This is a genomic window from Microbacterium sp. 22215, from assembly GCF_052045655.1.
Classification (GTDB): Bacteria; Actinomycetota; Actinomycetes; order Actinomycetales; family Microbacteriaceae; genus Microbacterium; species Microbacterium phyllosphaerae.
The window spans coordinates 57,553-69,133 of sequence record NZ_JBQEPC010000001.1; the positions used below are offsets into that span (position 1 = coordinate 57,553).

Sequence of the window (11,581 nt, forward strand, 5' to 3'; positions counted from 1 at the left end):
GTCGATGCGTCTGCGGCGACGTCGGACGAGCGCGTGTCGCAGGGCCACTGGACCCTGACACTCGGTGAGAGGAGACTGGACCCGGCGTCGCAGGAGACGTCACAAGAGAAGGGGAGCAGTCATGACATACCGAGTCGGATACTTCGTCGGAAGTCTCTCGTCCACCTCGATCAACCGCATCCTCGCGAAAGCGCTGATCGGGCTCGCTCCGGAGGACCTGGAGTTCTTCGAGATCCCCATCCGCGATCTCCCGCTCTACAGTCAGGACTTCGATGAGGAGTATCCGCCGGTGGCGGTCGCACTGAAGGAAGCCATCGACTCGGCGGATGCGGTGCTGTTCGTGACCCCGGAGTACAACAGGTCGATACCGGGCGGGCTCAAGAACGCGATCGACTGGGCCTCGCGGCCGTGGGGGCAGAACTCGTTCGACCACATTCCGGCGGCCGTGATCGGCGCATCCGTCGGCGCGATCGGCACAGCGGTCGCCCAGCAGAGTCTGCGCGGAGTGCTGAGCTTCTGCAACGCCCGCCAGATGACGGCTCCCGAGGCGTACATCCAGTTCGTCCCCGACGACTACGCCGACGACGGCACGGTGACGAATGCGGGGACCGCGACCTTCCTGCGGGCGTACATGGCCGAGTTCCGCGACCATATCGAACGGGTGCTGACCGTGCTTCCTCGCGACACCGACAGCTGATCGTCTCAAGACCCCCTGTCGGGGTGGCATCGCCGGGCGTACTGTGTGGCCATGGTCACCGACGATCCCACCCTGACGAATCCCGATCACTACCGCACGCTGTGGGAGAACGACTTCGTCCGGGTGCTCGAGTACACCGACGAACCGGGCGATCGCACGACCCCGCATGACCACCCGAACAGTGTGATGGTCACGCTCAGCGACTTCTCGCGTCGGCTGTCGGCGGGGGAGCGCAGCTTCGACACGCAGCTGACGACGGGGCAGGCGGTATGGCTCGCGGCGCAGCGCCACGCGGGGGAGAACACCGGGACCACGCCCACGCACACGATCCTCATCGAGTTGAAGGGCGATGCCGCGGGCGAGATCGACCCGGCGGCTCTCGGACCGCGAACCTGAGCGACGCGGCCGAGCCGGGCGCGTAGCCTGAACCACATGACGCTCACCAAAGCCCGCACCGCCGCCGAGGTCGTCGATTGGCGACGTCGCGTGTTCGCCCTGTACGACGCCGTTCGGCGGGCCGAGTCGCCGGAGGAAGCGCACGAGCTCTGGCGCATCGAACGCGACGACCTGATGCTGCACCATCCGGCGACCCCGCTGCTGCCGGGCGACAGAGCCCTGTTCGAAGGGCTGCCCATCGCCTCATACGATCCGCAGTGGCGTTTCGAGCTGCCGATCCTGCCTGCCGAGCCCGGTGGCTTCGACTTCGCGACGGGGACCGACGGCGTCGTGCCGTTCGAGCGCGTCGGCAGGGTCGAGATCCCCGACACCGGATCGCTCGACATCTGGCGCCTGACGACCTACGGCGGGGGACTGTTCATCCCCGTGCGCGACGCGCTCTCCGGACGCCCCGGCGGCACCTACGGCGGCGGCCGCTACCTGATCGACACGATCAAGGGCGCGGACCTGGGATCGGATGCCGAGCGCGGCACGATCGTGCTCGACTTCAACTTCGCGTACAACCCGTCGTGCGCCTATGATCCGGCGTGGGCCTGCCCCCTCGCCCAGCCCGGCAACGTGCTGCAGGTGGCGGTCCCGGTGGGGGAGACGTATTCGGGCGGGCCGGCCTGATCGACGTCAGCGTCGGACGACGCGCGCCCGCGTCTTCGCGACGCTGCTGAGGGTCGCGCGCACCGGCGTGCCGAGGTAGAGCCCGAGGGATGCTCCAGAGGCGAGCCCGATGCCGATCACCATGGCATCCACGAGCGATCCGCCGATTCCGACGACGCCGGCGGTGGATCCCGCGGAGTGGATCATCTCGAGGAGTCCCTGGAACACTGCGACACCGGGCACGAGCGGCACGATCGCCGCGGTCGTCACCGCGACCGACGGCACATGGAGGTTCACCGCGATCAGCATGCCGATGAAGCTCGCCAGCAGGGCGCCGATCGCGCTCGCCGCGGCCGGGTGCAGATTCAGGCCGACCATGACCGAGTACCCGGCGATCGTGACGGCGCTGAGCAGCGCGCTCACGAGGATGATCCGGATGCCGGCGCCGTTGAACACCGCCACGGCGACGGCGATGATGATCGCGCCCGCGAACTGGTTGAGCAGTGGTCCGAACGGGGCGGGGTCGTCGGGCAGACCCATCGTGAAGCCGAGCACGCTGCCGAGCTCGAGTCCGACGAGGATGCCGATCACGACGCCGAGCGTCTGCATGGTGAGGTCGAGGATGCGGCCGCCCGCGGTGAGTGCGAACCCGTCGATCGCATCCTGGGCAGCGCCGACCACAGTGAGGCCCGCGAGCATGAGCACGATGCCCGAGGCCACGATGATCGAGGGGCGGATGTCGACGAACGGCTCGATCCCGGCAGAGCCGAGCGCCGAGACGGCCACCGCGACGACCGTGGTGACGAAGCCACCGGCGATCTGGCTGAAGAACAGGGGCACGCGGGCCCGCGCGAGTCCCGCCTGGGTGACGGCTGCGCAGAGCGCCGCGACGAACGTGAGGCCCACGATGATCGGCGAGGCCCCGAGCATGATGCTGACGCCGACCGCGAGCAGGGCACGGGCGACGATCACCACCGGCTGCTGGTAGCGGAAAGGAACCCGGCGCAGAACCCGGAACGCGGTGCGGGCCGACTCGAGGTCGAGCCCGTCGTCGATGTCGGCGACCAGCGCCTGCACCCGCTGCAGCTTGGCGTGGTCGGGAGCCGCCACGCGGACGACGCGGACGAGGGTCTCGGGCCACACCTCGCCGCTCAGGTGGAACGAGACGGTGATGGAGTTGTAGGTGACGTCGACCTGCACATCCCGCATCCCGTAGGCCGAGCACACCCGTGTGATGGCGAGGGTGACCTCGTGCGCGGAGGCGCCGACGGCGAACATCGACTCGCCGATGCGGGTCGCGAGGTCGAGGACTCGAGGTACCGTGCGCTCGTCGATGACGGGCATGGCCTCGGTGTGGGCGACGGCAGAGGGGTCGGTGTGCAGGATCCTGCGCACGGAGGCGAGCAGTCGCCGCTGGGGGTTCGGGGACATCCCCCCATTCTCCCTGAGTCAGGCGTGCGCGGGAACGTCCAGGCGCTCAGCCGGAGGTGCACTGCCCTCGGCAGGCTCGTGCACGAGGTACAGGCCGCTCGGTGCGCTCGCCGTGAAGGCGAGGGCCTCGACCCAGGCGCGGTTGATCGAAGGCTGTCGGCTGCCGCTGTACTTGAAGACCAGCGAGCTGCCTGCATGGATCCAGACGGTCGTGCGTCCGCCGCCGACGCTCATGTCCTCACGCCAGGTGAACGCGAACGGCTCGCCGCGTCGCAGCTTCGCGGTCATGACCAGCTGCAGGTGCGTGAGAGCGCGATCCTCGATCTCGGACTTGACGCTGCCCTCATAGATGAGCTTGCCCACAATGATCTCCTCAGCTCGCCACGGAACCTGTGTCATGAGGCGCGATCTGGATGATCACCGGTGGTGGATCCAGTTTCCCATATTCCAGTACTCCAGCGATACGCGCTCGCCGCCGAATCGAGGCCCGAGACTGTGAACGCATACAGCATGCAGGCGTAACGTCAGCACATGAACGCACAACTGAAGATCGCGGGGCCGAGCTCCGAACTGCTGGGTCTGGAATCCATCCTCATCGGCTCGCTTCCGGCGGCCATGATGACCGACGAGGCTCCCGACCGCTACACCGTCGAAGCGGTGTTCACGCGCAAGACCGATCGCGACGAGGTCGCCGCGATCCAGGGCAGCGAGACGCGCGCCCACCTGTCCGCGAACGGATTCCCGACCGTCGAGCTCCATGTCGCCGATCGTCGTCTGGAGATCGCGAACACCAACCTGGAAGAACTCCGCGACGGCCTCGCTGCCGTCATCGCGGAACGCCTCGCCGAGATCAGTGCGGCCCTCGTGGCCGCACGCGAGATCGCGGCCCTGCGTTTCCAGGACGCCACCGATCGCGAGCAGGAGCGCGCGGCATCCGTCGCGGCTCTCGCGGAATCGGTGAGCTTCACCCGACGTCCGATCGCTGCCGTGTCCGATGAGGACGCGCGCATCGAGGACTGGGTCGAAGAGGGCGGTGCCTTCCGCTCGTAGAGCGGACGACGCCGGAGAAGAGGTCATCGTGGACGGCATCCGTCCGACCGTCCGCACCCGTCCGCGCGACAGCGCCCGGGGCGGATCGAGCACCTTCACCGAGCTGGCGCAGCAGATCCGCGAACGCGGCCTGCTGCGGCGCCGGTACGGCTACTACTGGACGAAGCTCATCGCGGCTCCGCTCGTGGTTGCTCTCAGCCTCACGGCCTTCGTGTGGATCGGCGATACGTGGTGGCAGCTGTTCACCGCCGCCGTGCTCGCGATCGTCTTCACCCAGATCGCGTTCCTCGGCCACGATGCCGCCCACCGGCAGATCTTCGTGTCGGGACGGTGGAACGACTGGATCAGCATCATCCTCGGCGATCTGCTCGTGGGCATGAGCTACGGCTGGTGGCAGCACAAGCACACACGCCACCACGCGAATCCGAACAAGCTCGGAGCGGACCCCGACATCGAGCTCCCGGTCATCGCGGTCACGGCCGAGACGGCGGCGCGTCATCACAGCCCGGCGGTCACGTGGCTGCAGGCGCATCAGGGGCTCGCGTTCTTCCCGATCCTGCTCCTCGAAGGGCTGTCGCTGCATGCGTCGAGCGTGCGTCGGGTCGTGACGCGCGGCCGCCTCGAACGTCGATGGGCCGAGATCGCCTTCCTCAGCATCCGGATCATCGGATTCGTGACGCTGGTGTTCATCGTGCTGTCCCCGGGCATCGCCTTCACCTTCCTCGCGGTGCAGCTGGGCCTGTTCGGGTTCTACATGGGCATCGCCTTCGCTCCGAACCACAAGGGGATGCCGGTGGTGCCGAAGGACCTGACGCTCGACTTCCTTCGCCGCCAGGTGCTGATGAGCCGCAACGTGCGGGGAAGCCGCGTGCTCGATGTCTTGATGGGCGGCCTGAACTACCAGGTCGAGCACCATCTGTTCCCGTCGATGCCCCGGCCGCACCTGCGCAGGGCGGCACCTCTCGTCGCGGCCTACTGCGAAGCGCACGACGTCAGGTATACGCAGGTCGGACTGTTCACGTCGTACGCGATCGTGGTGCGCTACATCAATCGCGTGGGGCTCGGGGAGCGAGACGTCTTCTCATGTCCGCTCGCCGACCAGCGCGACCACCTGGTCGCGGCTTCCCGCTGACCGACCACTGTCAACCCTCTGTCGTATCGTGCGCGTTCGACGGAGGGTGGACTTTCGACATCCCACGAGGAGGACGCACCATGAAGGCACTCACCTGGCAGGGCACGCGCAACGTGACGGTCGAGGAGGTGCCGGACCCGGTGGTCGAGCGTCCGACGGATGCGATCGTGCGGATCACCTCGTCGGCGATCTGCGGCTCGGACCTGCATCTGTACGAACTGCTGGGTCCGTTCCTCGACAAGGGGGACGTCCTCGGGCATGAGCCGATGGGCGTCGTCGTCGAGGTGGGCGCTGCCGTCCGGGATCTCAAGGTCGGCGACCGCGTCGTCGTGCCGTTCAACATCTCGTGCGGACACTGCTTCTACTGCCTGCGCGGTCTGCAGTCGCAGTGCGAGACGACCCAGGTGACCGAGTACGGCAGCGGCGCCTCGCTGTTCGGGTACACCAAGCTCTATGGCCAGGTGCCCGGAGGGCAGGCGGAGTTCCTGCGCGTGCCTCTCGCGGACTACAACCACATCAAGGTCGCATCGGATCTGCCCGACGAGCGCTACCTCTTCCTCAGCGACATCCTGCCGACCGCATGGCAGGGCGTGGAATACGCGAACGTCCCCGACGGCGGAACCCTCGCCGTCATGGGGCTCGGTCCGGTCGGGCAGTTCGTCGCCCGGGTCGGCGCACATCGCGGCTACCGGGTGCTCGCGGTGGATCCCGTCGCCGAGCGCCGCGAGATGGCGGCGCGTCACGGCGCGGAGGTCTTCGACCTCGCCGATGACGTCGTCGAGCAGCTGCGTGACCTCACGGGCGGGCGAGGAACGGATGCCGTCGTCGACGCCGTGGGCATGGAGGCACACGGCAACCCGGGCATCTCGCTCGTGCAGAAGGCAGTCGGGCTGCTCCCCGACGCGGCGGCCCGGCAGGTCTTCGACAGGGCGGGCGTCGACCGCCTGGCTGCACTCTACGCATCGATCGACGTCGTGCGCCGGGGCGGCACGGTCTCGTTGAGCGGGGTCTATGCGGGCGACGCCGACATCATGCCCATGAAGACCCTGTTCGACAAGCAGGTGAGCATCCGTATGGGGCAGTGCAACGTGAAGCGCTGGATCGACGACCTGATGCCACTGGTCGAAGACGTCAGCGATCCGCTCGGCGTGATGGATCTCACGACCCATACCGCGCCGCTCGAGGATGCGCCGGACCTCTACGAGACGTTCCAGCGCAAAGAGGACGGATGCATCAAGGTCGTGCTGCAGCCGTCGCGCGTCTGAGTGTCAGCGCGTCGTGTCGGGCCGCGGGATTCGCGCGGCCCGATGCGACACGTATCCCCTGACTCAGCGGGCCCTGCCCTCGGCGAGGTAGCCCAGGCGGTGCAGCGTCTCGGAGTTGCGCCAGCGCAGCAGGGGAGCGGTCACGATGCTCGGCAGCATCGTGGTCGGTCCGCTGACCGGTTCCTCGTCGATGCGCACGATCGCGCCCTCGTCGTGCGAGCGCACGCGCAGCGTGACCCGTGCCTCGCCGATCGGCCAGCCCTTCGCACGCATGACCATCCGGTGGGGCGGATCCCATTCCTCGACCACCGTGGTGTCGTCGAGGAGAGCCGGCCAGACACCGACCGAATGGTGCAGCTCTGCTCCGGGCTGCGGCCACGACTCGTCGACATCGCGCATGCGCGAGGCGCCGACGACCCACGCAGGGTAGAGCCAGGCATCGCGGAGCACCCGGAACACGTCATCGGGGTGGCAGTTCATCGTGCGGACGTTCTTCGCCATGTCGGTCTCTTCTCTCCTCAAGACATCGTCGTGCCCTCTGCCCGCACCGCCCAGGGGCTTGACGCGGACGGATACGCTGATGCACGGCGGCGCTAGCACAAGCCCCGCCGCCACGCCTCCCCCTGGAACAGCGGCGGTCGCTCTGCGAATGTCGGGTCATGGCACTCATCGACCTCCCCGCCCGCGCCGCCCGCAGACTCGGCACCCTCGCGCACGACGACGCTCCCCACCTGCTGACCCGCGGCTACGGCTTCGGCCCGCGCATCTGGCGCAGGGTCCGACCGGGGGCACGATCGGCGCCGATGAGTCTGCTCGGCGACGACACCGTGTTCGTGCGAGGGGTCGAAGGTGTGGAGCTCTTCTACGACGAGAGCCGCATCGCGCGCTCGGGTGCCATGCCCTCGGTCGTGCAGGAGAGCCTGTTCGGGCACGGGTCGGTGCACAGCCTCGACGGCGACGCGCACAAGCACCGCAAAGCCACCTTCGTCGAGGTCGCCTATGACGACGCGCAGGTCGACCGGCTGACTCCCTGGCTCGAGCGCGAGTGGCGGAGCGAACGGCAGGCGTGGATCGACGGCGGCACGCGAAGCGCGTACGACGCGGCCGTCGGCGCCCTGGGCCGCGCGATCATGGGGTGGGCGGGAGTGCCTGGCACCCCGGCGGCGAAGACCCGGTGGGCAGCCCGGCTCGCGCAGATCGTCGACGGGTTCGGATCCCCCTATTCGCCGGAGTACGTCGCGGCACTGGCGAACCGCTGGTGGTCGGATCGGCACTCCGCACGACTCATCGAGGCCGTGCGCCACGGAGCGCTGAGCGTTGAGACGGGCACCGCCCTCGAGCAGTGGGCGCATCACCGCGACGAGCACGGCGAGCTCCTCCCCGCGCGCATCGCGGGCGTCGAGCTGCAGAACAGCATCCGCCCGATGATCGCGGTCGCCCGGTTCGTCGCGTTCGCGGCGAAGGAACTGCACGAGCGCCCGGACTGGCGTGAGCGCATCGCGGCCGAGTCCGCCGAACGCGGTGCCCTGGTCGGCGGCCCGCTGTCGGTCATGTTCGCGCAGGAGGTGCGCCGCACCTCCCCGTTCGTGCCGATGCTCCCCGGGTGGGCCATCGCCGACGTCGAACTCGACGGACAGAGGGTGGATGCCGGCGGACGCGTCGTGCTCGACATCCTCGGCACCAACACCGATGAGCGCTTCTGGGCCCGCCCCCGGCGTTTCGACCCCGAGCGTTTCCGCGATGTCGGCGACGACTACGAGGCGCTCGCCGCATTCATCCCGCACGGCGGTGCCGACGTCGCGACGGGCCACCGCTGCCCGGGCGAGAAGCTCGCGATCGCCGGTCTCGCCGCCGCGATCACGGTGCTGAGCGACCCCGAGCTGCGGATCCTCGACGAGGGCCTCGACGTCAACCGTCGCAGACTCCCCACCAAGCCGCGCTCCGGCGGGAAGGTTCGGTCGGCGGCTGCTCCGGCATCCGGCGGGTGTCCTTTCCATCGGTAGGGCGGTCGATCCGGCGGCCCGAGGCCGGCCACCGGGTGCGACCGGATACGGTAGGGCACATGTCACAGGCCCTCCGGACGTTCGGGCGCATCGTCGCACGGCACTGGCCGGCGCTCATGGCGTGGTACCTCGGCGGAGAGGCACTGCACCGACTGCTCGTCGAGCTGTCCGGTTTCGTCGGCGGTCACACGACGCTCGGAGGGCTGCTGCTGCTGCCGCTCGCGGTCGCCGCGCGTCTCGTCTCGTACGTCGCGATGTACCTGACTGTGCGCCCGTCCCTGCCGCACAGCCGCAGGGAGGATGCCGGGGGCATCCGCGAGTTCGGCTCGGCCACGCTTGCGGCGATCCTGCCCTTCTTCGCGTTCTACACGGCGTGGGGTCTGCTCGACGTCGACCAGATCGCCTTCTTCCGCATCGCGAGCGCGATCGCCCTCGCAGACTCGGGGTATGACCTCGCCCAGGTGGGCGATCGAGGGGGTCTGATCGCCGTCGGCGTGCTGCCGGTGACCGTTCTCATCGTCGCGCTGGTCGCGCGTCTGCTGTTCACCCGATTCGCCGACAGGCTGCCGCGGTGGACGATCATCCTCGCCACGTACGCCGAGGTGCTGTGGACATTCATGCTCTTCACGCTGGTCGCCCGGTGGTGGAACGGCGTGCTCGACTGGTTCGCCGAACGCGAGGCGGTCGGCTGGTTGCAGGGTTTCGGCGACTGGTTCGCCGTCAACCTCGCACCGGTGGCGGCCGTCTGGGAGGGGGCGACCTGGCTGTCCGGCATCCTCGTCGCGGCCCTCATCGTGCCCGCTGCGTGGTTGACGGTCGCCGGTGTGATCTTCGGCACGACGTTCGATTCGACCCCGTCGTTCGGGCGCTGGGGTGGGGGCGCCGCCCGCGGCGCCGCGATGAGCGTCGCCCGCACGCTCGTGATGCGACTCGAGGGGCTCTGGGCCGCCGTCGCGGTGATCTGGCGCGGCGGACCCCTGCTTTTCGGCGTGTATGCGCTGGCCTATGCGGCCTGGGGATTCGCCGAGCAGGCGGGAACCCGGGGTGCGCTGCAGCTCGTCGGCGGCCATGAGGCGTCGTTCTGGGCCGGGTTCTTCCCGCTGGTCACGGTCGCGGTCGCCGCGGTGGCCGAGCCTTTGCGGGTCGCCATCGTCGCGACCGCCTACGACGGTGTGATCGGACGCCCGCAGGCCGGCCTCGACACGCGTCCGTCAGGGCTCGATGACGAAGCGGGCGAGATCGGCGTCGTTGCCCTCGATGTCGAGCAGAAACGGCCCGTCGGCGTCCTGCGGAAGCAGGAAGACGAGCAGGATGCGGTACGCGGACGCCTCGATGGTGCATGAGCTCTCGCCATCCTCGTACGAGACGTCGAGCCCGGTCCGTGAGCTGACCCAGGTGCGGCCCGTGTCCGTGTCGGTGAGCGTCGCCTGACCGCACACCGAGGCGTCGGCTCCACCGGTGGAGCTCAGCCGGACGCTCAGCGTCCGCGACCCGTCGGGCGCCTCGAACTCGCCCCACTCGGTGGGGCCCAGCTCGAGGGTCTGGCCTGCGACCTCGACGGTCGACTCGGCCTCGATCACCCGGTCCGTCGGCCGGATGCTCGGTACGACGTCGAGCCAGACGGTGGCCCCGACCACCGCGGCGGCGGCGATCACGAGGGCGATCACCGCCGCGCGCTGCCTGCGCCACCAGCTCACGGGGCACTCACCCCGGAGTCGACGAGCTCGATGCTGGCGGTGCGCTCGAGGTCGTCGAGAGCGAACGGGATGGCGACGAGGTCGTCGAGCTCGGGGGTGACGTACGACGTGGTCAGGCGCAGTTCGGCGGTTCCTGTGGTCACGTCGGGCGGCAGTTCGAACGCGAGGGTGCCGACCGTGTCGATGCCCACCCGCAGAGGCGTTCCCTTCAGTGAGGCCGACGGTCGCTCGCTCGAGTGGAACACACGGTCGCCGACCACGAGCGTGGCGAGCTGGATCGCGGAATCGACCTCGGTCGTCGGGGCCGAGGCGACGACGGTCACGATGAGCCAGTTGCCGTCAGCGCTCCAGTCGGACGAGGGCACGGCGAGCTCATCGGCGAATGTCGCGTCGGAGGCCGTCGCGATCAGGGTGCGCGACTCGACGGTGTCGCCGAAGGATCCGCGCTGCACGGTCGCTCCGACGAGCGACTCGTCATCGGGGGTCACGGCGGTGATCGCTCCGGCGGCGATCACGAGCAGGCCGCCGAGGATCCAGGGGAGCGCGCGTCTCATGGCGCCCCCGTGGGGGTGACGCTGATGCGGGCGAACGTCTCGGCCGCGCGCCAGGTGACGACGCTCGCCGACAGGATGACGGCACCACGGCGGATCTCGACCTCGTGCACGTCGAGCGAGACGACACCGTCGGGGAAGGTATCCTCCGGGACGGACCAGGCGAGCGTGACCTCGCTCGGCACGCCCGGTTGCAGGATGACCTGCCCGGCCGAGCCGTCGGCGCGCCAGACCGACACCGTGTCGGTCGCCGAGACTCCGCTCAGGTCGAGCAGCGGGTTCTCGGTGTTGACGAGGCCCGCTTTGGTGCGGTCGGCCGCGGTGCCCACGCCGATCGGAGCATCGGAGAGGTTCTCCATCCGCATCGTCATGACGAGCAGCGTCTCGCCCGGCTCCGCCTCGAGGTATTCGGACTCGACCTCGTCGGTGAACTCGGCATCGAGCACAGTGACGGCGTAGACGGAGGCACGCGCCTCGTCGCCCACGCCGAGCTCGGTCGGGGCGGCCTGTGCCTGGGCGAAGCCTCCGATCGCGACCACGACGAGGACCAGGGCGATGACGGTGGCAGCGGCGATCCAGATCCAGCGGGGGACTTCGGCGAGGGAACGCGCCCAGCGCGACACCATCGCGCGCGCAGTGATCTTCGGCACGGCGCCGTCGTGATCCCCCGTCTTGCTCACGGGGTCAGCCTAGCGAGGGGGTTCAGGC

General features: G+C 69.1%; 13 protein-coding genes. 8 read left to right on the forward strand and 5 right to left on the reverse strand.

Going from position 1 to position 11,581, the window contains the following annotated elements; translation table 11 throughout:
- Window positions 1-121 precede the first annotated feature (121 nt).
- Genes ACTJKH_RS00325 through ACTJKH_RS00335 form a run of 3 tightly spaced genes read left to right on the forward strand, consistent with a single transcriptional unit; the run spans window position 122 to window position 1,765 of the window.
- On the forward strand, window positions 122-697 hold the full coding sequence (locus ACTJKH_RS00325) for an NADPH-dependent FMN reductase (RefSeq protein ID WP_440735325.1): 576 nt from the start codon (window positions 122-124) through the stop codon (window positions 695-697).
- Between the two features lie 51 nt (window positions 698-748).
- A complete protein-coding gene (locus ACTJKH_RS00330; RefSeq protein WP_440735326.1) occupies window positions 749-1,093 on the forward strand; it encodes a cytoplasmic protein in 345 nt (114 codons plus the stop codon).
- A gap of 36 nt (window positions 1,094-1,129) precedes the next feature.
- Window positions 1,130-1,765, forward strand: a complete 636-nt coding sequence (locus ACTJKH_RS00335) for a DUF1684 domain-containing protein (RefSeq protein ID WP_440735327.1) — start codon at window positions 1,130-1,132, stop codon at window positions 1,763-1,765.
- Window positions 1,766-1,771: 6 nt separating this feature from the next.
- On the opposite strand, the gene ACTJKH_RS00340 is transcribed toward ACTJKH_RS00335, so the two are convergent.
- Together ACTJKH_RS00340 and ACTJKH_RS00345 are read right to left on the reverse strand one after the other, a co-directional pair.
- Window positions 1,772-3,175: a threonine/serine ThrE exporter family protein gene (locus ACTJKH_RS00340; RefSeq protein WP_440735328.1), complete on the reverse strand. Its 1,404-nt coding sequence runs from the start codon at window positions 3,173-3,175 to the stop codon at window positions 1,772-1,774.
- A gap of 18 nt (window positions 3,176-3,193) precedes the next feature.
- Window positions 3,194-3,538, reverse strand: coding sequence for a DUF7882 family protein (locus tag ACTJKH_RS00345; RefSeq protein WP_259162398.1), 345 nt, complete (start codon window positions 3,536-3,538; stop codon window positions 3,194-3,196).
- A gap of 168 nt (window positions 3,539-3,706) precedes the next feature.
- On the opposite strand from ACTJKH_RS00345, the gene ACTJKH_RS00350 reads away from it, so the two are divergent.
- The 3 genes from ACTJKH_RS00350 (at window position 3,707) to ACTJKH_RS00360 (ending at window position 6,622) form a co-directional block, all read left to right on the forward strand.
- Window positions 3,707-4,225, forward strand: coding sequence for a hypothetical protein (locus ACTJKH_RS00350; RefSeq protein ID WP_440735329.1), 519 nt, complete (start codon window positions 3,707-3,709; stop codon window positions 4,223-4,225).
- A gap of 28 nt (window positions 4,226-4,253) precedes the next feature.
- Window positions 4,254-5,357, forward strand: a complete 1,104-nt coding sequence (locus ACTJKH_RS00355) for a fatty acid desaturase family protein (RefSeq protein ID WP_440735732.1) — start codon at window positions 4,254-4,256, stop codon at window positions 5,355-5,357.
- An 80-nt stretch (window positions 5,358-5,437) separates the two neighbouring features.
- The gene (locus ACTJKH_RS00360) at window positions 5,438-6,622 is read left to right on the forward strand and encodes an alcohol dehydrogenase catalytic domain-containing protein (RefSeq protein ID WP_440735330.1); all 1,185 of its coding nucleotides are present in this window, start codon (window positions 5,438-5,440) and stop codon (window positions 6,620-6,622) included.
- Between the two features lie 63 nt (window positions 6,623-6,685).
- On the opposite strand, the gene ACTJKH_RS00365 is transcribed toward ACTJKH_RS00360, so the two are convergent.
- Window positions 6,686-7,123 carry an SRPBCC family protein gene (locus tag ACTJKH_RS00365; RefSeq protein WP_440735331.1) on the reverse strand — a complete coding sequence of 146 codons (438 nt, stop codon included), beginning with the start codon at window positions 7,121-7,123 and terminating at the stop codon, window positions 6,686-6,688.
- A gap of 158 nt (window positions 7,124-7,281) precedes the next feature.
- Here ACTJKH_RS00365 and ACTJKH_RS00370 point away from each other — a divergent pair, with 158 nt between their 5' ends.
- Window positions 7,282-8,625, forward strand: coding sequence for a cytochrome P450 (locus tag ACTJKH_RS00370; protein WP_440735332.1), 1,344 nt, complete (start codon window positions 7,282-7,284; stop codon window positions 8,623-8,625).
- A 59-nt stretch (window positions 8,626-8,684) separates the two neighbouring features.
- On the forward strand, window positions 8,685-9,968 hold the full coding sequence (locus ACTJKH_RS00375) for a hypothetical protein (RefSeq protein ID WP_440735333.1): 1,284 nt from the start codon (window positions 8,685-8,687) through the stop codon (window positions 9,966-9,968).
- 350 nt (window positions 9,969-10,318) lie between these two features.
- Here the strand turns inward: ACTJKH_RS00375 and ACTJKH_RS00380 are convergent, their stop codons facing one another.
- Together ACTJKH_RS00380 and ACTJKH_RS00385 are read right to left on the reverse strand one after the other, a co-directional pair.
- Window positions 10,319-10,876 (reverse strand): hypothetical protein, encoded by a 558-nt coding sequence (locus tag ACTJKH_RS00380; RefSeq protein ID WP_440735334.1) that lies wholly within the window; start codon window positions 10,874-10,876, stop codon window positions 10,319-10,321.
- Window positions 10,873-11,553, reverse strand: coding sequence for a hypothetical protein (locus ACTJKH_RS00385; RefSeq protein WP_440735335.1), 681 nt, complete (start codon window positions 11,551-11,553; stop codon window positions 10,873-10,875). The genes ACTJKH_RS00380 and ACTJKH_RS00385 overlap by 4 nt, the downstream gene beginning before the upstream one ends.
- Window positions 11,554-11,581 lie beyond the last annotated feature (28 nt).